At 51.1% G+C, this 23379-nt stretch carries 19 protein-coding genes; 10 read left to right on the top strand and 9 right to left on the bottom strand.

The window, feature by feature from the left end; translation table 11 throughout:
- Positions 1–367: 367 nt before the first annotated feature.
- From pntA to SC206_RS04895, 3 genes are all read left to right on the top strand, one after another.
- Complete coding sequence (pntA, locus tag SC206_RS04905; protein WP_332734754.1) at positions 368–1897, top strand: Re/Si-specific NAD(P)(+) transhydrogenase subunit alpha; 1530 nt, start codon at positions 368–370, stop codon at positions 1895–1897.
- A gap of 10 nt (positions 1898–1907) precedes the next feature.
- The gene (gene pntB, locus SC206_RS04900; RefSeq protein WP_332734752.1) at positions 1908–3299 is read left to right on the top strand and encodes a Re/Si-specific NAD(P)(+) transhydrogenase subunit beta; all 1392 of its coding nucleotides are present in this window, start codon (positions 1908–1910) and stop codon (positions 3297–3299) included.
- Positions 3300–3583: 284 nt separating this feature from the next.
- On the top strand, positions 3584–4441 hold the full coding sequence (locus SC206_RS04895) for a manganese catalase family protein (protein WP_332734750.1): 858 nt from the start codon (positions 3584–3586) through the stop codon (positions 4439–4441).
- A gap of 150 nt (positions 4442–4591) precedes the next feature.
- Here SC206_RS04895 and uspE read toward each other — a convergent pair whose 3' ends face one another.
- The 4 genes from uspE to SC206_RS04875 all read right to left on the bottom strand — a co-directional run bounded on the left by uspE (position 4592) and on the right by SC206_RS04875 (position 9397).
- Positions 4592–5569, bottom strand: coding sequence for a universal stress protein UspE (gene uspE, locus SC206_RS04890; protein WP_332734748.1), 978 nt, complete (start codon positions 5567–5569; stop codon positions 4592–4594).
- 314 nt (positions 5570–5883) lie between these two features.
- A complete protein-coding gene (locus SC206_RS04885; protein ID WP_332734746.1) occupies positions 5884–6639 on the bottom strand; it encodes an FNR family transcription factor in 756 nt (251 codons plus the stop codon).
- 687 nt (positions 6640–7326) lie between these two features.
- Positions 7327–8547 (bottom strand): glycosyl transferase, encoded by a 1221-nt coding sequence (locus SC206_RS04880; RefSeq protein ID WP_045047746.1) that lies wholly within the window; start codon positions 8545–8547, stop codon positions 7327–7329.
- A 40-nt stretch (positions 8548–8587) separates the two neighbouring features.
- Positions 8588–9397 carry a mannosyl-3-phosphoglycerate phosphatase-related protein gene (locus tag SC206_RS04875; RefSeq protein WP_332734791.1) on the bottom strand — a complete coding sequence of 270 codons (810 nt, stop codon included), beginning with the start codon at positions 9395–9397 and terminating at the stop codon, positions 8588–8590.
- 293 nt (positions 9398–9690) lie between these two features.
- On the opposite strand from SC206_RS04875, the gene smrA reads away from it, so the two are divergent.
- From smrA to SC206_RS04860, 3 genes are all read left to right on the top strand, one after another.
- Positions 9691–10266, top strand: a complete 576-nt coding sequence (smrA, locus tag SC206_RS04870) for a DNA endonuclease SmrA (protein WP_332734740.1) — start codon at positions 9691–9693, stop codon at positions 10264–10266.
- Between the two features lie 226 nt (positions 10267–10492).
- Positions 10493–11545, top strand: a complete 1053-nt coding sequence (gene apbE / locus SC206_RS04865) for an FAD:protein FMN transferase ApbE (RefSeq protein ID WP_332734738.1) — start codon at positions 10493–10495, stop codon at positions 11543–11545.
- Positions 11546–11856: 311 nt separating this feature from the next.
- Positions 11857–12699, top strand: coding sequence for a serine hydrolase (locus SC206_RS04860; protein WP_442976030.1), 843 nt, complete (start codon positions 11857–11859; stop codon positions 12697–12699).
- A 58-nt stretch (positions 12700–12757) separates the two neighbouring features.
- Here the strand turns inward: SC206_RS04860 and glgX are convergent, their stop codons facing one another.
- On the bottom strand, positions 12758–15031 hold the full coding sequence (gene glgX, locus SC206_RS04855) for a glycogen debranching protein GlgX (protein ID WP_332734736.1): 2274 nt from the start codon (positions 15029–15031) through the stop codon (positions 12758–12760).
- Positions 15032–15204: 173 nt separating this feature from the next.
- Between glgX and SC206_RS04850 the strand changes: the two genes are divergently transcribed.
- Both SC206_RS04850 and cbl read left to right on the top strand, forming a co-directional pair.
- A complete protein-coding gene (locus SC206_RS04850) occupies positions 15205–16155 on the top strand; it encodes a 2-hydroxyacid dehydrogenase (RefSeq protein WP_332734735.1) in 951 nt (316 codons plus the stop codon).
- A gap of 155 nt (positions 16156–16310) precedes the next feature.
- A complete protein-coding gene (gene cbl / locus SC206_RS04845; protein WP_332734733.1) occupies positions 16311–17273 on the top strand; it encodes an HTH-type transcriptional regulator Cbl in 963 nt (320 codons plus the stop codon).
- 894 nt (positions 17274–18167) lie between these two features.
- Here the strand turns inward: cbl and SC206_RS04840 are convergent.
- On the bottom strand, positions 18168–19091 hold the full coding sequence (locus SC206_RS04840) for an ABC transporter substrate-binding protein (RefSeq protein WP_332734731.1): 924 nt from the start codon (positions 19089–19091) through the stop codon (positions 18168–18170).
- Positions 19092–19142: 51 nt separating this feature from the next.
- Positions 19143–20255: an LLM class flavin-dependent oxidoreductase gene (locus tag SC206_RS04835; protein ID WP_332734729.1), complete on the bottom strand. Its 1113-nt coding sequence runs from the start codon at positions 20253–20255 to the stop codon at positions 19143–19145.
- 83 nt (positions 20256–20338) lie between these two features.
- On the opposite strand from SC206_RS04835, the gene SC206_RS04830 reads away from it, so the two are divergent.
- Both SC206_RS04830 and SC206_RS04825 read left to right on the top strand, forming a co-directional pair.
- On the top strand, positions 20339–20563 hold the full coding sequence (locus tag SC206_RS04830; RefSeq protein WP_332734727.1) for a hypothetical protein: 225 nt from the start codon (positions 20339–20341) through the stop codon (positions 20561–20563).
- 454 nt (positions 20564–21017) lie between these two features.
- The gene (locus SC206_RS04825; protein WP_332734725.1) at positions 21018–21410 is read left to right on the top strand and encodes a hypothetical protein; all 393 of its coding nucleotides are present in this window, start codon (positions 21018–21020) and stop codon (positions 21408–21410) included.
- A gap of 10 nt (positions 21411–21420) precedes the next feature.
- Here SC206_RS04825 and SC206_RS04820 read toward each other — a convergent pair whose 3' ends face one another.
- The gene (locus SC206_RS04820; RefSeq protein WP_332734723.1) at positions 21421–21693 is read right to left on the bottom strand and encodes a DUF3811 domain-containing protein; all 273 of its coding nucleotides are present in this window, start codon (positions 21691–21693) and stop codon (positions 21421–21423) included.
- An 86-nt stretch (positions 21694–21779) separates the two neighbouring features.
- Positions 21780–23336: an MFS transporter gene (locus SC206_RS04815; protein WP_332734721.1), complete on the bottom strand. Its 1557-nt coding sequence runs from the start codon at positions 23334–23336 to the stop codon at positions 21780–21782.
- Between the last annotated feature and the right edge of the window lie 43 nt (positions 23337–23379).

The following is a 23379-nucleotide window of genomic DNA, read 5'->3' as shown; positions in this document are numbered from 1 at the left end:
ATAATATGTTAATAATTTACATTTTTATCACTTTTAGGCCCGCCAAATCGCCTTCTTTCGATAATTTAGCAGAGTGATTGATCCCGAATTAACCCGCTTTTAGAGTGAAATAATGGGGCAATATGGGCGGTTGGCAGCGCAATTGAGCCTTATGCCATTTTAAGGGTGATTTAATTCTCATTAATACGGATTGCGCCTAGCATATTAACCCGATATTCAGTAGGTTATAGCCCGCCTGAAAATTTAGTCAGCATGTCGGTGATAAAAAGGCGGCGAGTTTTCAAATTTTATCAAATCGGTAGGTTTTAAACTTTTGTATCTACAACGATGACCTCGGTCGTCAAATAAAAGGGTGAAGGGAATAATTATGCGTATTGGTATACCAAGAGAACGGTTGACCAATGAAGCCCGCGTTGCAGCAACACCGAAAACGGTGGAACAACTGCTGAAACTCGGCTTTACAGTCGCCATAGAGCAGGGCGCAGGTAAACTGGCCAGCTTTGACGATGCAGCCTTTGAAGCGGCTGGAGCAACGGTCGAAGCGGGCGATGCCGTATGGCACGCCGACATCGTGCTGAAGGTCAATGCACCGCTTGACGATGAAATCAACAAATTACAGGCCGGATCCACGCTGGTGAGCTTTATCTGGCCAGCACAAAATCCCGAGCTGATTCAAAAGCTGGCCGAGCGCGGCGTGACTGCCTTGGCGATGGATTCCGTGCCGCGTATTTCACGCGCGCAGTCAATGGACGCCCTGAGCTCCATGGCCAACATCGCCGGTTATCGCGCGATTGTTGAAGCCGCCCACGAATTCGGCCGCTTCTTTACCGGCCAAATCACCGCCGCAGGCAAAGTGCCACCGGCCAAAGTGATGATTATCGGCGCAGGCGTTGCCGGTTTGGCCGCTATCGGCGCGGCTGGCAGCCTTGGCGCAATCGTTCGCGCTTTCGATACCCGTCCAGAAGTGAAGGAACAGGTTCAGAGCATGGGCGCCGAGTTCCTCGAGCTGGACTTCGAAGAAGAAGCCGGCAGCGGCGACGGCTATGCAAAAGTGATGTCCGAAGCCTTTATCAAGGCCGAGATGGCGCTGTTTGCCGCGCAGGCAGAAGAGGTCGACATTATTGTCACCACCGCGCTTATCCCAGGCCGTCCAGCACCAAAACTGATCACCCGCGAAATGGTTGAGTCGATGAAACCGGGCAGCGTCATCGTTGACCTCGCGGCGCAAACCGGCGGCAACTGTGAGCTGACCGTCGCTGACGCGATCACCGTGACGCCAAACGGCGTGAAGATCATCGGTTATACCGACTTGCCAAGCCGTCTGCCGACGCAGTCTTCCCAGCTTTACGGCACCAACCTGGTTAACCTGCTGAAATTGCTCTGCAAAGAGAAAAACGGTGAAATCGAGATTGATTTCGAAGATACCGTCGTGCGTGGCGTAACCGTGGTTAAAACCGGTGAAGTTACCTGGCCAGCTCCGCCAATTCAGGTTTCTGCCCAGCCGCAGGCCGCGAAAGCCGCTGCGCCCATCGCCAAAGAAGAAGCCAAGCCTGCCTCGCCGTGGACCAAATATATCATTATGGCGATTGCCATCGTGCTGTTTGGCTGGCTGGCCGACGTGGCGCCGAAAGAGTTCCTGTCACACTTTACCGTGTTCGCGCTCTCCTGCGTGGTGGGTTACTACGTGGTCTGGAACGTCAGCCACGCGCTGCACACGCCACTGATGGCGGTCACCAATGCCATTTCCGGCATTATCGTGGTCGGCGCGCTGCTGCAAATCGGTCACGGCGGCTGGGTCAGTTTCCTCAGCTTTGTCGCGGTGCTGATTGCCAGTATCAATATTTTTGGCGGATTTACCGTCACTCAGCGCATGCTGAAAATGTTCCGTAAGAATTAAGGGGTAGACCATGTCTGGAGGTTTAGTTACAGCTGCATACATCGTTGCCGCTATTCTGTTTATTTTCAGCCTTGCGGGACTCTCGAAGCACGAGACGTCCAAGCAGGGGAATATTTTTGGCATCACCGGCATGGCGATTGCGTTAATCGTTACCATTCTCGGTCCTGACTCGGGTCACGTTGGCTGGATTATTTTCGCCATGATCGTCGGCGGCGCTATCGGCGTCTATCTGGCGCGCAAAGTTGAAATGACCCAAATGCCGGAGCTGGTGGCGATTCTGCACAGCTTCGTTGGCCTTGCTGCGGTTCTGGTTGGCTTCAACAGCTATCTGGACAGCGGCAGCGTGCCAATGGTCGGCGTGATGGAAAATATCCATCTGACCGAAGTGTTTCTCGGCATCTTTATCGGCGCGGTAACCTTCACCGGTTCTATCGTGGCCTACGGCAAACTGCGCGGGATTTTCTCGTCCAAGCCGCTGGCTCTGCCGCACCGTCACAAGCTGAATCTTGCGGCGCTGGTGGTTTCTCTGCTGCTGCTGATTGTGTTTGTCCGCGCTGAAAGCACCGGCACGCAGGTCTTTGCCCTGATCATCATGACCCTTATTGCTCTGGCTTTCGGCTGGCATTTGGTGTCGTCGATTGGTGGCGCAGACATGCCGGTCGTGGTGTCAATGCTGAACTCCTACTCCGGTTGGGCAGCGGCGGCGGCGGGCTTTATGCTCTCCAACGACCTGCTGATTGTTACCGGTGCGCTGGTGGGTTCATCGGGTGCGATTCTCTCTTACATCATGTGTAAAGCGATGAACCGTTCGTTTATCAGCGTGATTGCCGGCGGTTTCGGTACCGACAGCTCTTCCACCGGCGAAGGTGAAGAGATGGGCGAATACCGCGAAGTCAACGCAGAAGACGTGGCCGACATGCTGAAAAACGCCAGCTCTGTCATCATCACGCCGGGCTACGGCATGGCGGTGGCGCAGGCGCAGTATCCGGTTCAAGACATCACCGCGCGTCTGCGTGCCAAGGGCATCAAAGTGCGTTTCGGTATTCATCCGGTTGCCGGACGTTTGCCGGGCCACATGAACGTGCTGCTGGCCGAGGCGAAAGTGCCTTACGACATCGTGCTTGAAATGGACGAAATCAACGACGACTTCAGCGACACCGACGTGGTGCTGGTTATTGGTGCCAATGACACCGTTAACCCGGCCGCGCAGGAAGATCCGCGCAGTCCAATCGCCGGTATGCCGGTGCTGGAAGTGTGGAAAGCGCAGAACGTTATCGTGTTCAAACGTTCAATGAGCACGGGCTATGCCGGCGTGCAGAACCCATTGTTCTTCAAGGATAATACCCAAATGCTGTTTGGCGATGCCAAAGAAAGCGTAGAAGGTATCTTGCGCGCGCTGTAAACGTTGTAAAGGCGCTTAATTTATAAAAGTCTGAACAACTTGAATGCACCCCAAAAGCTGAACGCTCAGCAAGTCAGGGTGCATTTTTTATTGCTTTATTCCCCCTGTAAACCTGCATCAATCGCCTCGACACTCGCCCCAGAATTATCTTAATTTGGCTTAATTTTGGTCGCGCCGTTTTATTTTTGTACATCCCGAATCTAGGCTTTTTTATGCAGTTCGACTGCAACTATTGATGCAACCCCTGGACAATGACTGCTGCAACTACTGGGAAGGAGAAAGCCATGTTCCATCATTCATCCAAACTGCAATTTCCTGTACGTGTCGAGAAACCCGATCCGGAATTCGCCATGCTTTTACAGCAGGCTATTGGCGGAGTCGAAGGAGAAATCCGCGTCGCGATGCAATATTTCTTTCAGGCAATGGGAGCGCGAGGCGATGCGCGAATCAAAGACCTGCTGATTTCGACCGCCACCGAAGAGCTGAGCCACATTGAGATGCTCGGCTACGCGGTAGCGTTGAACCTTGATGGCGCGCCGCTTTCCTATCAGGAAGAGTCGGCGAAAGATCCGGTCGTCAATGCGATTTTGGGCGGCATGAATCCGCGCCACGTGCTCTCTTCCGGCTTGGCCGCGCTACCTGTCAACGCCAACGGCGTGCCTTTCGATATGAGTCATATTTATGCATCGGGCAACGTGGCGGCGGACATGCTGGCTAACGTCACCGCAGAGGCTACCGGCCGCGTTCTTGCAACGCGTCTTTATAATCTGACGGAAGATAAGGGAATGAAGGAGTTTCTCTCCTTCCTGATTGCCCGCGATACCATGCACCAGCAGCAGTGGTTAGGCGTGATTGAAGAGATGGGCGGCCTGAATTCGTCACTGCCCATTCCAAACAGTTTCCCGCAGGAAAACGAAGCGCTGGAGCACTCCTATTATTGCCTGAACACCTCGCTGGACAAGCCATTGCCGAAAGGGCGTTGGTGTGAAGGCCCGGCATTTGATGGTAAAGGCCAGTTTACCGCCAAAGAGCAGCCCGATATTTTGGGTCAGGAGCCAATTTTAGGCAATGCACGCCCGGGTTCAGGTGCTCAGCAGGAACAAATTGATGCCGCCGTACCCCCGGTCAAAGGCCCAATCTGATTAGGCGTCACTAATCGAGTAAAACGCTAAACGATTTCACCAAATTTTTGCCGCTATCTTCGTTATTTTCGAAGAGCAGTAAAAAGAAAACGCCCAATAGCAAAATATTGGGCGTTTTTTGGTTTAACTTTCTGGTTAAGGCAGTGCAGGTCAAACTTTATCGACGTCCTGCGCGGCTGCATTTTCGCCGCTGGTGTCGATAGCAATCGGACAGACAAAATCGTCGGGTTTAATCGCCAGTAAATCGCATTTCAAATGGTCGATAACCTGCTCGGTGGTATTGCCGAGGAAAGCCGCTGAAAGGCCCGTGCGACCAATCGCGCCTAACACCACGACGCCCGCCTGTAGATGCTCAGCCAGGTCCGGGATGACCTCTTCCGGTAAGCCTTTTTCAACGTGAGTGTATTTCTCGTCGAGCTGGAACTTCTGGCGTAACGCTTTCATGGCAATCAAATGCTGACCGCGAATGGCATCGTTGTAAACGCTCGGATCAAAATCGGGCAGTTCGATAGCGATATTAATCGGCGTAACAGGGTACGCACCCACTAAATGCACTTCCGTTTGGTTAACGTGCGAAGCCAGCTCGATGCTCTCTTTAACCAGCTTGATGTTTAACGGGTCGTGATAGGGCTCTTCGCTCGACAGATTCACCGCCACCACCGCTTTGCCGCCTTCAGGCCAAGGCTGATCTTTAACCATCCAGACTGGGCAAGGGCATTTTCTCAATAGATTCCAGTCGGTTGGGGTAAAAATTACCGACTCGAGACGGTCGTGCTGGTGGGTCATTTTCAAAAGCAAATCATGCTGACCGTTCAACACTTCCTGGATTATCGCTTCGAAAGGCTTGTTGTTCCACACCACTTTTATATCGATAGGGATGCCCGCTTCGACGTAATAGTGGCACTGTTCCGCTATCCATGCCGTGCGTTCTGCAATCACGCCCTGACGCATCGCGCTGCGCTCTTCGGGCGACAGCATGGTGGTCATTTCATAGGAAAAATCATAGATGGAAAGGAAGGCTTTAATCTTCCCGCCGTTGCGTTGAACCAGATATACCGCGCGGCGCAGGGCCGGCTGGTCATCCTGATTTGGGTCGATAGCGACCAGAAGGTTCTGATACTTGGCCAAGGTAGCCTCCTAAACATTATTATTGTCTGAACCATCAAGTTAAGTGAAAGCACAAACAATGATGATTGAAAGCGCACGCGGCGCCATGTTCTCAAGCAATGTCAAAACCCAGTAAGGTACAACCAAAGAAGCCTAAGCCTGAATTGGCTTTACTCGGCCCCGTCTTTTGCGAGGGCGCAAAAAGCCAACACCTGTTTATAGAATAAACCACGTTGAACAAACAGGACAGGGGGATAAAGTGAACCGGATCAATAAACTAGATTATAACTATCCAGTTGGCAAGGATCCGGCTCCGGGGACGATGAGGAGGGAGGTTATGAAGGCTCGGGAATGGCCTGTCCGGCCAGCACGGCGAGCATGCTATAGTCTTCAATCGTAATGTATTTACCTTTCACGCTCAGCATGCCGGATTTCTGGAATCGCCCCAGCAGACGGCTGATGGTTTCGACGGTCAGGCCAAGATAGTTACCGATATCTCCACGGGTCATGGTCAGGCGGAATTCGCGCTGCGAGAAACCACGCTGGGCAAATCGGCGAGCCAGATTGTAGATAAACGCCGACAGCCGCTCTTCGGCATTTTTCTTCGACAACAGCAGGATCATGTCCTGATCGCCCTTAATCTCGCCGCTCATCAAACGCATCATCTGCTGGCGCAGTTTCGGCATTTTTCCGGAAAGATCATCAACGGTTTCGAATGGAATTTCGCAGACCATTGAGGTTTCAAGTGCCTGCGCGAAGCTTGGGTGCTTCACATTACAGATAGCGTCAAAGCCGACAAGGTCACCCGCTAAATGAAAACCGGTAATCTGCTCGTCGCCCTGTTCGGTAATGGTATAGCTTTTAATGGTCCCGGAACGAATGGCATAAAGTGATTTAAGTTCATCACCCGCCTTGAATAACGTTTGCCCTTTTTGAATCGGTTTTTTTCGTTCGATAATGTTATCGAGCTGGTCGAGTTCGTGCGCATTAAGGGTGAAGGGGATACATAGCTGACTAATGCTACAGTCCTGGCAGTGGATTGCACAACCACCAGATTGGATACGCCGAATAATACGTTTTTCCGGGATCATAGGTTTCGCTCTCGCAATATTGATATGCGTCAACTTTACCACCTTTTACAGGGGGTGATAAGAGTAAGTCCTGTCCCAGAGGAGGTATTTACTTAAAAACCACGATTTTAAAGGGGTTTTAATTAAAAATATTTTTTAAAGAAAGTAAGAATATTGAAAAAGAGCGTGATTTAACGCGCAAAAAGCCAATAAAAATATTTTTATTCAAAATTAAGCATTGCGGTAAATAACCGAGCTAAACAGTCAGGTAATCGCCGAGCTATAAGATTAAATAACGTGTTAAACGCGTGTTACCTAAAAGGATGTAAATAAAATGCATACTAATCATAAGGATGTAGTCTGCTGACCTTTTGGTTTCTCTTTTGTCTGTGGCAAGTGTTTATAACGCCGCCGCTCAAGTGTTACTTTAATGTTACATTTTAAGGCTGGAGGTCGGACCTGAAAGAATTAATTACAGACTTGTCCTGTAAAATACCTCATGGTAGTTATTGACCCACCGGGATTACAGCTGAAATCCGATAAGATAAACTTACTTATAAAAGATAATGACTTGCTGAAATAATGCGGCGGGATGTTAAGAGACATCGCCATTAAAATTATAGCGATGTCTCGGATTAACAGTAGGGCAGAGAGAAAAGCTAGCCTTGATTAAGCCATTTACTGTTTAAAAGCACGCGGCGGAAAAGCTTAAACATTACCTTTATTATCTTCTTCGACGGCGTCATGCAGACGCTCCAGCATATCCGGAAACGCAGATTGCACTCGGCTCCAGCTTGGAATAAACGGCTTTTCGCTTGGCGTGTCCACAAAGGCTAATCCCGCCTCCATTATCGCACCCGAAAATAGCTCTACCGCCGACTCTTCACTGTGACGGTCAAACTTGAGGCCGTTCATGCGCGCGTCGTGCTCAAAGCCGTCAATCATATCCAGCGCGTTGCGATAGTAGGTGGCTTTAAGAATGCGGAACGACTCGGCGGTGATCGGCACGCCTAAAATCGCCATTTTGCGATACAGCGCTTTTGTAATATCGATACTCATGCGCTGCAAGCCCGTGCTGGCATCCTCTTCAGACATCGGCTGATGCTTGTGGTCATAGTTATCGGCAATATCGACCTGACAGATACGTTTAGTCGCCGTATTACGATGCAGTTCCGAAAGCACGCCGATTTCCAGACCCCAGTCGCTCGGAATTCGCAGGTCGCTCAGCACTTGCGTACGCATCGCAAATTCACCTGAAAGTGGATAACGGAAGCTGCGCAGATATTCCAGAAAATCCGAATTACCGTAAACAATTTGCAGCGATTTCAGCAACGGGAAGACCAGCAGGCGACCTACGCGACCGTTAAACTTGCCGTCGGCCACACGAGCGTAATAGCCTTTACAGAAATCGTAATGGAAATTCGGATTCGCCACCGGATACATCAAACGCGCCAGCATTTCACGGGTATAAGTGACAATGTCACAGTCATGCAGGCCGACCACGCTGGTACGGCGCGAGGCAAGCGTATAACCCACGCAGAACCAGACGTTGCGGCCTTTGCCGGGTTCCATCGGTGAAAGATTCTCTTTCTTCAATTCTTCGTCCAGCGCTTTGAGTCGCGGGCCATCATTCCATAAAATGCGATGCCGCTGCGGCAGGCGCGAGAAGAATTCGCGGGCAAACAGAAACTGGTCGCGATCGGCGCGGTCAAGCCCGATAACGATCTCTTCAAGATACGGAACTTTGGTCAGTTCATCGACAATTTTGGAAAGCGCGGGGCCTTCAAGTTCTGAAAACAGCGAAGGTAGAATAAGCCCCATTGAACGACGCCCGGAGAACACCTGTAGATCGTACTCAAGTTCTTCCAATTTTCTCTTGGTCAGATTATGAAAATTGGTAATGATACCGTCCTGATAAAAGTCGCTCATACGAACCTCGGCTCTTGTAATAATAAATTATTCAGAAAAGTCAGAGACTAATGAAGTGATCCAATCCTTGCTTCCAGCCCTCTGGGCCATAGTCCCGGGTTCGGAAAACCGTCGTTTCGTTATCCAATTGCATGGGGTGTTCATGAACTCCCCGAATGACCACGGCAAAATCGGTGGCGTTAAGCATGCCAATATCATTCGGACCGTCGCCAAGACCCAACGTAATCACCGGCTTGCCGCTGCGCTGCGTAAACTGTTCGCGCAGCCAGTTAACCGCCTGACCCTTTCCGGCATCCGCGCCCATGACGTGCCAGAAACGGCCACCGCGAGTGAGGGCCAGTTTCTCCTCATGCAGATACTTTTCGAAACGCGCAAAATCCAGATCGTTGCCAAACCAGATAATCGGCTCCGAGGCTTCGCGCTGCATCGCCAGCTCGGCGTTATGCGAAGGCAAACCGGTCCAGTCGATCACCTGCTGCGGGCTAACATCCCCAAAACCGCGAAATTCAAAATCAAAACGCTGGCGTAAATTCACCAGAATTCGGCGAATATCGTGATAAGACGCGCCGATAATCTGGCCCGATTTCTCGGCGTTTTCCGTGTTCCAACCCTCAGGAAGACGGATCAGCGCGCCGTTTTCGGCAATAAACGGCTGATTGGCAAGCTGGAGCTTCGCCTGCAATTCAACCACCTCCGCCGCCGTTTTGCTGGTGGTTAAAATGACTGGCACCTTGGCGGCCTTGAGTCTATCGAGCCATGCCTGCGCGGGCTGCCAGCCGTAATCATGGTGGTCCAGAAGTGAACCGTCGAGGTCAGTGAATACAACCAGATTGTCTTCAAGGTACGGCATCATTTCTCCCCAATATCAATGGAAACAGAAGCTCACAATGTCGACATGTTTCTGTTCCAGCTTTTAAGTATATACCTAAATCTGCGACCTATTTTTTCGCGCGGCCATCTGATGGCTTACCAAAGAAGGGGGCATAGCGCGAATGTGAAAGGAACACGGCGCAATAAAGGAAAGGGCAGAATATTGCAGCCCGCGTGTTTTTGGGTACACTCAGGCTTGGGGCTTGCCTTGAATCAATCTTAAAGTCTGGCCTTGAAAAGATTAAAACAGACCGCGACGTCGGGAGACAGACAATGAAAATTGATGATGAAAACGATGATTTTCTTTTCTTTCAGGAGATGGCCGGCGTACAAAAACTCGCAGATACCCAACAGGTGGTTTACCTCAAGAATCACCAAAAATCCGCCAAAATACACGGGCCGGAACTCACCGAATCTGAAAATATTTTCACTACCGGTTTCCTCGAGGTGATCGACTGCGCAGAGCCGCTGGAATATAAGCATGACGGCGTGCAGCAAGGCGTTTTGGACAAGCTTCGTCACGGCAAATATCCGCTTGAAGCCAGCCTGAACCTGCTGCGTAAGCCTGTAGAAACCTGTCGACAAGAGCTTTTCAGCTTCTTTTTACAGGCTGAAGCGCAAAATCTGCGCACGCTGCTGGTGGTACACGGACGTGGCCGCCATAACCAGAGCCACGCCAATATTGTGCGCAGCTACGTGGCAAAGTGGTTAAAACAGCTCGATGAAGTGCAGGCATTTTGCGTGGCGCAGGGTAAAGACGGTGGGGCGGGCGCCTGTTACATCGTCTTGAAAAAATCTGCGGCGGCCAAGCAGGAAAACTGGGAGCGCCACGCCAAGCGCAGCAAATAATCCTCTTATCAACTCAAGGTGACTATTTTAATCGTTAGCTCAATAGCCAGTATGAAAACCTTAAAATTCGCGATAAGCCCTGCATCGTTAACGCCCTGTTTACGTTGATCTGTATACTCTTGCCTCCCTGAACATTGCTGATGGCGCATTGGATTAATTTTTTAGCCATCGCAATGACTTTTGGATGTTGGGTATGACCTTTATCGCGCTAGCTAAGTGAGTTTTCATGTTTTTTAATCGTCATCTTCTCTCGGTCACGCTGCTGTTAGGCAGCGGATTGCTGCTCTCTGCCTGCGGGCCAACTGCCGACGAGGCGTCCGCCACGGTTATTTCCGGTAAAACGATGGGCACCTTTTATCGGGTGAGCGTCGTTGGGCTGGATAAAAGCCGCGAGCCCGAGCTGCGTCGGCAAATAGAGGCGCAGCTTGCCGAAGATGACCACCAGCTTTCGACCTATAAAGACGATTCTGTGCTGTCCCGTTTTAATCAATATAACGGCACTGTTCCGCAGCCGATCAGCAGCGGCATGGCCGACGCCATCGTCACCTCGCTGCGTATCGGCCAGAAAACCGCTGGCGCAATGGATATTACCGTGGGTCCGCTGGTCAATCTCTGGGGATTCGGACCCAATAAAGAGCCGGTAAAAATGCCGACGCAGGCGCAAATCGACAGCGCGAAGGCCGAAGTAGGATTACAGCACCTCAAGGTAATCCAGCAGTCTGACGGCCAATATCTACAGAAGGATTTGCCTGGCTTATACGTTGACCTTTCAACCGTGGGCGAAGGTTACGCCACCGATCATCTGGCGCGGCTGGTTGAAGGCAATGGCATCAGCGATTATCTGGTTTCTGTTGGCGGTGCCGTTGTATCGAGGGGCAAAAATCCGGCAGGCAAACCGTGGCAGGTAGCGATTCAAAAACCTACCGATAAAGAGAACGCGGTGCAGGCGATTGTCGATTTGCAAGGCATGGGCATCAGCACCTCCGGCAGTTATCGGAATTACTATGAGCTTGATGGTAAAAGACTTTCTCACATTATTGACCCTGCGACGGGGCGTCCGATAACCCACAAACTGGTCTCTGCCACGGTCATTGCGCCAACCGCGCTGGAAGCCGATGGCTGGGATACCGGACTAATGGTGCTCGGCACGGATAAAGCGTTGGCGCTGGCCCAGAAAGAGCATTTGGCGGTCTATTTAATCACCAAAGAGGGCGACGGGTTCAAAACCAATATGACCCAGCAGTTTAAAGCCTACCTGCGTAAGGGCGAAAAGCCTTAAAGGCGAGAAAACAGATGGGCGTGAACTGCCGTTTTTACATGGCGCCTTTAAATCTCGCCTTAGAATGATTAAGAACCTTCCTAAAACGCGTTTGCTCCACGCCGTTATGGCGCGATTAGAGAGGTTTGCAACGATTTTTTTACAATTTACCTTTAGGCAAGCTGTAACAAATTAGGCACTCTTCGCTCTCTGGAGAGTGCTTTTATGATGAACAATCAGGCATTTTTCTCCGCCCTTGTCTTCAGGAAGCGGCTGTTTGGTCTCAAGATTGTTGAAGTCATCCATTCATTTTTAAACGTATTATGGTTGTCATGTCATTTTTCTCCCGCGCTAGAACATTATTTCCTCGTCCGCTGTTTATCATGTTGATGCTGCTGTTTACCGTTTTCTCAACCAACGTAATGGCAAAGGTTTATCCACGCATGCTGTCGCGTTCGATTTTGGTCATGAATGCCTCAAATGGCCGCGTGCTGTATCAGAAAAACACGGCGCGGGCCTATCCGATGGCGTCACTCACCAAGCTGATGATGGCGATGGTGGTGCTCGACAGCAAACAGTCGCTTAAACAGAAGATTACCGTCACCAGCGCCGATCGCGACCTGCTGAAGAATACCCATTCGCGGCTGACTATCGGCTCGACGCTATCGCGAAAAGATATGCTGCACATCGCGCTGATGTCGTCAGAGAACAGAGCGGCGGCGGCGCTAAGTCGTTATTATCCGGGCGGCCGCAAGGCATTTATTCGCCAGATGAATCGTAAGGCGCGAGCTTACGGCATGCGCCACACCCATTTTTACGATGCCACCGGCCTCACGCCGCGCAATACCGCCTCGGCGCACGATTTGGCGATTATGGCCAAGCACGCCTATCGCTACGCGCTTATCCGCCAGCTTTCGACCGATAAACGTTATGTGGTGCATCCCGGTCGCGGGCAGCTGGTTTATCGCAGTTCAGACGGCTTAATCAACAATAAAACCTGGAATATCGTGTTGCAGAAGACCGGCTTTACCGATCAGGCCGGACACTGCCTGATTGTTTATACCAAGCTAAAAGGGCAGGACGTACTGATGGTGATCGCCGGCGGGCCGCACCGTTATTCGCATTATCACGATGCGCTCGGACTCAAAGCCTGGCTGATGCACGGCAATCTTTAGGGTTCAGACATAAAAAAAAGCGCCCTGAAAAGGCGCTTTGAGAGATTTAGCCAAACGATTATTTTTTGTGGCTGATCAGCTCGAACAGCACGGTAGTGCGCGAACGAACGGTATATTCCGACCCAAAATCAACGTGATGCTCGTTGATGTCGTCTGGCTGGAAGGTGTCCATAATGTGCCGCCAGCTTTCACCGTGCGCCACCGATGGCAGTGAGAACACCACGTCTTCATGGGCCGCGTTAAATAGAATTAACACGGTGCTCAATGAGCCGTAGCGAATCAAACCCGTTGGCTGCGCGCGCCCGTCGAGCAGCATACCGATACATTTGGCATGCGCGTCGCCCCAGGCCTCTTCGGTCATCTCGTCGCCGTTCGGCATAAACCAGCTGACATCTTTGACGTCGAGCTTTTCATGCACTTTCCCCGTCAGGAAACGACCGCGATGCAGAATCGGGAAGCGCTTACGTAAGGCAATTAGGCGATAAGTGAACAAAATCATCTGCCTGCCGCGCTCTTCAATCTCCCAATTTACCCACGCGATCGGCGTATCCTGACAGTAGGCATTATTGTTGCCGTTTTGCGTTCGCGCAAATTCGTCGCCTGCCAGCAGCATTGGCGTGCCTTGGGCAAAGAACAGCGATGCAAGCATGTTGCGCATTTGTCGCAGGCGCAACTCGTTGATTTCCGGGTCTTCAGTTTCACCTTCAACGCCATAGTTGGCCGAAATATTGTTGTCGGTGCCATCATTGCCGTCTTCGCCGTTTTCCTCATTGTGCTTGTCCTGATAAGAGACCAAATCATTCAGGGTGAAGCCGTCGTGGGCGGTAATAAAGTTGACCGAGGCATAAGGTTTACGGCCACGATGGTTGAAAATATCGGCCGAACCGGAAAGGCGGGTGGTGAACTCTGCCAGCTGGCCTTCGTCGCCGCGCCAGAATTGACGCACCGAATCGCGGAATTTATCGTTCCATTCGACCCAACCCGGCGGGAAGCCGCCAACCTGATAGCCGCCCGGACCGCAGTCCCAAGGCTCGGCGATCAGTTTACACTGGCTTAAGATCGGGTCCTGACGGCAGGTGTCGAGGAAGCCGCAGCCCTCGTCGAAACCGTAACTTTCGCGGCCAAGAATAGTTGCCAAATCAAAGCGGAAGCCGTCGACCTGCATTTCCGTCGCCCAGTAGCGCAGGGAGTCGGTAACCATTTGCAGCACGCGCGGATGACTCAAATTCAGCGTGTTGCCGGTGCCGGTATCATTAATGTAGTAACGCTTGTTTTCAGGCATCAAACGATAATAGCTGGCGTTATCAATCCCTTTAAACGATAGAGTTGGACCCAGCTCGTTGCCTTCCGCCGTGTGGTTATAAACTACGTCAAGAATGACCTCGATTTCCGCCGCGTGCAGGGTGGCGATCATCTGCTTGAATTCGCTGATGGTGTGGGTCGCCATATACTGCGGATGAGGCGCAAAGAAGCTTAAGGTGTTGTAACCCCAATAGTTATGCAGCCCACTTTCCTGTAAATGACGGTCGTCGGTAAAGGCGTGAATTGGCATCAACTCAATCGACGTGACGCCGAGCGATTTAATGTAATCGACAATTTGCGGCGTGCTCATACCCGAAAAAGTGCCGCGCAGATGTTCAGGCACCGCCGGATGGCGTTTGGTATAACCGCGCACGTGGGTTTCATAAATGATGGTCTGTTCCCACGGCACCGGATTTTTACGCGAGCGCGACCACGAGAAAGCAGGGTCGATAACGCGACATTTCGGCAAAAACTCTGCGCTGTCGCGTTCGTCGAGGGCCAAATCCTTCTTCTCGCTTTTCATATCATAGGAAAACAGCGCGTCGTCCCATTTAAGGTCGCCGACAATTTGCTTGGCGTAAGGGTCAAGCAGCAGCTTTGAAGGATTAAAACGATGGCCTTCATGCGGCGCATACGGACCGTGAACACGATAGCCATACAGCAGGCCGGGACGGGCATCGGGCAGATAACCATGCCAGACTTCATCGGTATATTCCGGCAGATCGATACGGTCGTACTCTTCGCCATCATCATTAAACAGGCAAAGTTCGACGCGGGTCGCATTGGCCGAGAAAATGGCAAAGTTAACGCCAAGTCCGTCCCAGGTAGCGCCTAACGGCACCGGCAAACCTTCACGAACGCGGGTTTTATGGCCGCTGTCAAAATTTTTGACCAGCTCGCCATCGGTATAAGGATGAATGAGGCGCACCCCATGTTCATTAATTTCTACGTCGACCTGAGCCTGAGGTTTTACTGGCGTTTCAAGTGGTCCAGTTGGAACAGCAAATTTGTCTGGTGGGGCTTTGTCCATCGTTAGATATTCCTCAAAAGAGTAAACAAGCAATTAATGCAAAGCGCATGAAAGGAGTGTAGACGCAGATTTACAAACGCACCTTGAAACAGAAGATTTGGCTGAAATACTGTACAAGTTTAGGCTGTTACAGGATAGTTATTAGCTCCTTTACCCTTTATTAGGGAGCTATTATGAACACCATGGTACTCAGCTATATTCCTGTCGATAAGAAGTTTATTACCTATTACCAAGAGGCAGGATTCGAGATTCATTTTGCCCTCACGCCGCAGGAACGCGACACTCTCGCACCCGAATTGCTCGACCGCGTGCGCGCCGTTTTAACCATCGGCACTATCGGTATTACTCGCGAGCAGATTGAGGCGTTGCCTAATCTTGAAATCATCTGCGCGCAGGGTGTCGGTTATGAGCGTATTGATCTTGCCGCCGCGCGTGCCAAAAATATTCAGGTCACTCACGGTCCTAATACCAACAGCTCTGCGGTGGCCGATCATACGGTTGCGCTAATGCTCGCCATTACCCGTGAAATTGCCTATTTCGATCACCGTACACGTCAGGGCGAATGGGCCAAAGCGCGCAATATTCCCGCCGGAATGTTCGGTAAAAAGCTTGGGATTATTGGTATGGGAAATATCGGCGGCCTGATTGCTAAACGCTGCGCCGGAGGTTTTGAGATGCCTATTGGTTATTTCAATCGCCGTGAAATTGCAGAAAGCCCTTACCACTATTTTGACAGTCCGCAGTCATTGGCTCAATGGGCCGATTATCTGGTGGTTGCCACGCCGGGCGGCAAGGATACGCTGAAACTGGTGGATGCAGAGGTGCTGCACGCGCTTGGACCCGCCGGTTATTTAATTAATATTGCCCGCGGTAGCGTGGTCGATACTCAGGCAGTTATTGAAAGCCTGCAAAATAATACTATTGCCGGCGCGGCGCTCGACGTGCTCGACGGTGAGCCAGACGTTCCGGATCAGATGATAGGTATTCGGCATAATTTAGTGCTGACGCCGCACGTGGCGGGGCGTTCACCTGAAGCGATGCATAATATGGTGCAGCTGGTGGTTGAAAATCTACGTGCACATTTCCGCGGTGAGACGGTAAAAACACCGGTGCCTAATTCATAGTCATCAGCCAGTAACATCATAAAAAGGTAATAACCCGAGCGCCCTTATTAGGAAAAAGCATAAGTAACTTTTTTTTCGTATTTGTCCTAGTGCCAAGCAGAACGTAACAATAGGGCACAAATACAATACTTAATTAAAGAAACAGGGGTGCGACGGTGAATTTCCAGCAGCTAAAAATTATTCGGGAATCGGCGCGATGCAATTACAACCTGACCGAAGTATCAAACATGCTTTTTACTTCGCAGTCAGGGGTTAGCCGCCATATTCGCGAGCTTGAAGATGAACTCGGGGTGGAAATCTTTATTCGTCGCGGCAAGCGTTTGCTGGGGTTAACCGAACCAGGCAAAGAGTTGCTCGCCGTGGCGGAAAGAATTCTAAACGAGGCACAAAATATTCGTCGCCTCGCCGATATCTTTTCAAAAGAGGATGCCGGCGTTTTAACTATTGCGACCACGCACACGCAGGCGCGTTACAGTTTGCCACGTGTAATCAAGGCGTTCCGCGCGGTTTATCCTGCCGTACGCCTCGAATTGCATCAGGGTTCGCCGCAGGAAGTATTGGCGATGTTGCTGAGCGGACAGGCCGACGTAGCGATTGCCAGTGAAAAACTGATTAACGATCCGTCGGTGGCATCTTTCCCTTATTACCGTTGGCACCATGCGATTTTGGTTCCGGACGGTCATCCTTTGCTTGAAAAGCAACCGGTTACCTTGCAGCAGCTGAGCGAATATTCGCTGGTGACTTATCGTCAGGGCATTACTGGGCGTTCGCGCGTAGACAGTGCGTTCGAGCAAAACGGGCTTAATCCCGATATCGTGCTCAGCGCGCAGGACTCCGACGTCATCAAAACTTACGTCGAGCTGGGGCTTGGCGTGGGCATTCTCGCCGACAAAGCCTTCGACGCCGACCGCGATCGCGGCTTACAGTTGATTAATGCCGAACATTTATTCGAGTCAAACACCGTCTGGCTAGGTTTAAAACGGTCGCAGTTACAACGTAACTATGTGTGGCGATTTATCGAGCTGTGTAATCAGAGTTTGTCGATTAACGAGATTAAAGAGAAGGTCTTTAAACAGCCGACGGGAGAGACAAGTGTAGTGATTGATTATGAAATTTGATTTAGATTTGGAATCTAAAGGCAATTTTTTTAAGTTCTAAGTTTTTAAGGTCAACTGCAACTGCAACTGCAACTGCAACTGCAACTGCATGCGCTCCGCTTACTGCGCGGCGGCGCAGACCGCCTCAAGGATGTTCCTAAGCGAACACCCTTGAGAATCCCACGCTTTTTTTTCCACAGCTGCAACTTGAGGACTGAAAAAGTGAGATCGTTTCAGGCACATTGGTGAGTGGCGTAGGTCGCGCGGCTTCGCCGTTCCCTCATTACGGATTTGAGCCAAACACGTCTCAAATCACTTCATTCAGCGCCGCCCCGATCCCGCCAATAAGAGCTAAAAAGAAAAACCGATAACTCTTAGGCGGTCAAGGACCGACCGCTCAAACTGAATAAATTCTTTGTTTTAACGAGTTATCTTTACTATTTAGGGTGTTAATAAACTGAGTTTTCTCTAATACACAACCGAGTTTTCCCTGATTTTATTTCTGATATTGCTGATACATTAAACCAAGCCTGAGCGATCGGCCCTTGACCGCTTCAAAGTATCCGGTTTTTGTTTTGAGGCTGTGATTGGCGGGATCAGGGCGGCGCTGAGCGGAGATGAACAAGACATTTTTGGCTTGTGAGCGTAGCGAGGGAAGCGCGGAGCGCCGCGACCTACGCCACGCGCTGAGGCATCTGGAAAGATCTCCCTTTGTAGTCCTCAAGTTGCAACTTTGGAAAAAAAGCTCGGATTCCAAAGGCCCGAGCGACTGCGGGCCTTTGGGCGGTATGGGCCGCCGCCCATTGAGCGAAGCGAATGCAGTTGAATTTGAATTTGAATTTGAATTTGAATTCAAAAATTTAATTCAAAAAAAATTTGCCTTTAGATTTCCAAAATCTAAAAACTGTGAGCTTGTTAAAGCTCAGAAAAACTCCCTTTTACATCAAACTTTTGCGATAAAAGACCCACTTTGTAGTAAAAGTCCGCTGTTTCCTGCTGCTGCTCAACAGTCTTAGCATCAACCCTCTCCCAATGCGCTTCACTACGCCCAAACGAAAGCTTCGTCGCCTCCGGAGGAAAACCGATTATTTTTGAAAGCGTTACGCTATAAGCATCCAAATGCTGATAAGCCCATACCTGCGCGTCGGTGAGACGTTGGATATAATCCTTGATAGCTTCGCGCTTGGCTGAGTTTTGCAGCGCACTGTCCGTTGCAGCGAGGAACGTGTTACCGGAACGTAAGCCGCGCCCGTTAATGGCCACGCGTAAATGATCCTGCGTTTCAGCGTAGGCGGTGTAAGGTTCCCACGTGGCCCACACGTCGACGTCACCTCTGATTAGCGCCAGCTTGGCGTCACTCGGGGCCAGGAAGCGGAAAGTGACATCCTTGCTGGTTAAACCGGCCGAGGCGAGTGCTTTGAGGGCAACAAAGTGACCAATCGAACCCTTGTTTGTGGCGATGGTTTTACCTTTTAAATCGGCAGCGGTGTGAACAGGGCTGTCAGGGCGGACAATCAGCGCCGTACCGTAAGCATCGGTTTTATCGACTACCAAGGCTTTAACCTGCGCACCGGCTGCTTCTGCAAACAATAAAGGGGCATCGCCGATAACGCCAACGTCTACCGCCTGCGCGTTCAATGCTTCGGCAAGAGGCGCGGCGGCCGGGAATTCAGACCATTCGATTTTATAAGGCAAATTTTGTAATTTATTTGCCGCCTCAAGCTGTGCGCGCATATTTCCTTTTTGATCGGCAACGCGAAGAGTCACCTCCGCCGCCGTCGCGCTGTGCCAACTGGCGGCAAGAGTCAATACCAGCAGGCTGAGCGGTAAGATTTTCATGTTATGTTCTCGTGTAGATTGAAAAAGAGTTAATTGAAAGAGTTACTGCACTTACCACTGAGCATGCGCTTCAGGAAGTTGATGCTGAGCAGTGGCCTGCTGGCGAGCGGCGATTTTTTGACGTGTTAGCGGGATAAGTTCTTTACCGTATTCGATGGCGTCGTTGAGCGGATCGAAACCGCGAATCAAGAAGGTCTCAATTCCGAGTTCATAATATTTGAGCAAGGTATCGGAAACCTGATCGGCGGTGCCGACGAGCGCCGTAGAGTTGTAGCCACCACCGACCAGCGCCGCAATGCCGGTCCACAGATTATCATCGAGCCTGTCGCCCAGCTCGACAGCCTTTTGCAAGCGTTGTGCCCCCACGCTTTGTGGTTTTGGCGCGCCAAAGTGATAGCCACTTTTCTCAATCTGAATTTTTGCCTTGGCTCGAATAGCTTCCGCCTTGGCCCAAGCCTCTTCTTGGGTGCGGCCAATGATCGGACGGAAGGAGATACTGAAACCGATATCTCGTTGATAACGTGCGGCTTCTGCTTTTACAGCCTTAACCGTTTCTTCAGCGCTGGCAAGGGGTTCGCCCCACAGCGCAAAGACATCGGCATGTTTTCCCGCCACGCGGATGGCATCATCCGAGGATCCGCCAAAGTACACGGGCAGGTGACTTTGATGGGGTTTGATGTGCGAAAAGGCATTTTCCGCCTGATAAAATTCGCCTTTGTGATCATAACCCTGAGAGGCGTACCAGCTTTTTTTAATCACCTGCAAGAACTCTTCGGTGCGCGCATAGCGATGGTCTTTGGCCACGAAATCACCGTCCCGACGCTGCTCGGCATCGCTGCCGCCGCTGATGATATGCACGGCAAGGCGGCCATCGAGCAGGTGGTCGAGGGTGGCAAATTTACGCGCCGCAAGGGTGGGTGCGACGAATCCTGGCCGGTGCGCCAGCAGGAATTTGATGCGTGAGGTATGCGCACCAGCGTGGGCGGTGACTAAAAACCCGTCGGGTTGATCGGAGGCGTAGCCTACTAATATCCTGTCGAATCCGGCATTTTCGTGGGCTTTGGCGAAATCGGCGATGTACTGTTTGTCGAAGATAGGTCCCGTGGCTGGAATGATTTCCGACGCCAATCGATGGCCGATCATCCCAATAAATTGAATGCTCATTTCTAACTCCTTATGGGTCTTTGGCAGAAGACGGCTGCTTTTTAACCCTAAAGAGAGTGGTGAGCTTTTAGAAATCAATATTTATGATTTATAAATTCAAAAAATGGTTTTTTGATTTTAATTTCAAATTTAATTTCAAGCTCAAGCTCAAGCTCAAGCTCAAGCTCAAGTTCAAGCTCAAGCTCAACTGCATGCGCTTCGCTTACTGCGCGGTGCTGGGCTTGACCGAGCCATTGCGGTCTTTAAATTCAAATGCATGCGCTTTGCTTACTGCGCGGCGGCGCAGACCGCCTCAAGGATGTTCCTAAGCGAACACCCTTGAGAATCCCGCGCTTTTTTTCCACAGATGTAACTTGAGGACGAGAAAGGGAGATCTTTCCAGTTGCCACAGCGCGTGGCGTAGGTCGCGCGGCTTCGCCGTTCCCTCATTACGGATTTGAGCCAAACACGTCTCAAATCACTCCATTCAGCGCCGCCCCGATCCCGCCAATAATAGCTAAAAAGAAAAACCGATAACTCTTAGGCGGTCAAGGACCGATCGCTCAAACTGAATTAATACTTTGTTTTACCGAATTATCTTTACTATTTGGGGTGTTAATCAACTGAGTTTTCTTTAATACACAACCGAGTTTTCCCTGATTTTATTTCTGATATTGCTGATACATAAAACCAAGCCTGAGCGATCGGCCCTTGACCGCTTCAAAGTATCCGGTTTTTGTTTTGAGGCTGTGATTGGCGGGATCAGGGCGGCGCTGAGCGGAGATGAACAAGACATTTTTGGCTTGTGAGCGTAGCGAGGGAAGCGCGGAGCGCCGCGACCTACGCCACGCGCTGAGGCATCTGGAAAGATCTACGAATGTAGTCCTCAAGTTGCAACTATGGAAAAAAAGCTCGGATTCCAAAGGCCCGAGCGACTGCGGGCCTTTGGGCGGTATGGGCCGCCGCCCATTGAGCGAAGCGAATGCAGTTGAATTCAAAGACCGCCAAGGCTCGGTCAAGCCTCAGCGCCGCCCATTGAGCGAAGCGAATGCAGTTGAATTCAAAGACCGCCAAGGCTCGGTCAAGCCTCAGCGCCACCCATTGAGCGAAGCGAATGCAGTTGAAGTTAAAGTTGAATTTGAACCTAAAAGTTTGCCTTTAGATTTTCAAATCTAAAAACTAAAACTTATCGTCTCCCCCGTGGATGCGTTCTCGCCGTCCAGTCATAAGTTGCCGAGGTGCTTGGCGTGGCGTTGGCTTTGGCTCGGCGTTTTTCTGCGCGCGCTTTGCTGGCGATTTTTTCTTTTTCCGCCATCAATTCATCAATATATTCATCTTTGGTGCGATTGTTCTCGGAGTTGGTCAGCTCCCGTCCCTGGGCTTTTCTCGCCCTATCAAGCCGCGTTTTCAACTCGCGTTGCTCGCTTTCCGTCATGTCTTGTTGCGTGAGTCTTTTCATTACTTTTGGGTCCCTCTGAGGAAAGTGTTCTCCAGTGTAGCCGCTAAAGGTTAAAAAACTCAGACATAACGCATTTTTTACTCAACTTAACTACGGCTTTTCTTATCTTTCAGCGCCACGCCCGGAAATTGAATCAACGGCAGGCGGGTAGATTGCCAAAAAGCCAGCAAAGCCAACACTGCACACACCGCCAAACCGATGTCGATAGCATTAACCATTGCTTCGCGTGCCAATGGGTAATAAGCAGCGAAAACAGGGGCAACCGGCTGCAAAAGTACCTGCGGATCGGCAAAATGCTGCTGAACATTCTCTGGAATTTCCGCCGAATTGGCCTGCTGCAACGCGCCGCCGACGTGAACGTTGTACCATTTTGTTACCGCCGCGCCGGTCAACGCCGTGCCAAGCAATCCGCCAACCAACCTCAAAGACTGAGTCAGCGCCGTGGCGATGCCGAGAAACTCACGCGGTGCCAGCGTCTGAATAAAGATTGTTACGTTAAGCAGAATGAAACCGATACCGATGCCCGCCATCATCATCAGGCCCATCAACGTGCCAAAATGTCCTTTACTGCCGATGAGCGCGAGTAGGGCGCAGGCGGTCGCGGCCACTAAAAATCCCATCTGCGGCAGGCGCATCGGATTACGCATGCGCGTCACGATTCGGCCATTGATAATCGCGCTGATGGTAATGCTCACGCCCATCGGTGTAACCAGCCACGCGGCCTGTTTCGGCGAATAACCATAGCCACCCTGAAACAGTAGCGGCATAAAGTACAGTAAGGTAAACAGCACCGCGCCAATCAGCACCGAAATGATAAACAGCTGTTTAACCGGACCGATGGCAAATAGCGAAGGCGGCAAGATAGGCGAATGCGCCCGACGCTGTTGGAAAATCAGCAGCGCGGCGCTTAATCCGCAGGCCAGCAGCAGGCCAATCAGCGTAAACGAGGAGCCGTTGCTGGGCAGAAATTCGGCCAGCAGCTGCATGCTGCCAAGCACGCACATAATCAGTAAAGCTCCCAACCAGTCAAGGCGAATGGCGGCCTTTTTAGCGGGTTTGAAATAAGGAAGATAAATCCACGACACGACCAAGGCCAGCAGGCCGAGTGGCAGGTTGAGGTAAAATACCGACCGCCAGCCATATTGTTCGGTCAAAATACCGCCGAGCGTTGGGCCGAGCGCGTTTACGATGCTAAACGCGGTGCTAAATAAAATCTGCCAGCGCAGCCGTTGACGAGTGTCGGGGAACAGCTCCGGAATACAGGCAAACGCCGTGCCGACCAGCATTCCACCGCCGATTCCCTGCACCGCACGCCACAAAATTAGCATCTGCATGCTGCCGGCAAACGAGCACAGCGCAGAAGAGATCGTAAAAAGCACCGTGGCGGCAATCACAAAATATTTGCGGCCATAGTAATCGCCGAGGCGGCCAAAAATCGGCACGGTAATGATCGAGGTCAGCAGATAACTGGTGGCGACCCAGGCGTAAAGGTCGAAATTACCCAAATCGGCCACTATATAGGGCATGGCGTTGCCAATCACCGTTTGATCCAGTGCAGAAAGCATCAACACCAGCGCGAGTCCAAGCACGGCCAATAACGAGCGTTTAAAAGTCAACGGTGAAGCAATAGCGGTATCAGTCATAAACCTTGCTCTACGGCAAAATGAGGAAAAACAACGAGGTGTG

This window comes from Rouxiella sp. T17 (genome assembly GCF_036663475.1).
Taxonomy (GTDB): Bacteria; Pseudomonadota; Gammaproteobacteria; order Enterobacterales; family Enterobacteriaceae; genus Rouxiella.
Note: the sequence above shows the minus strand (reverse complement) of the source record. Positions and strands in the feature narration are given on the sequence as shown.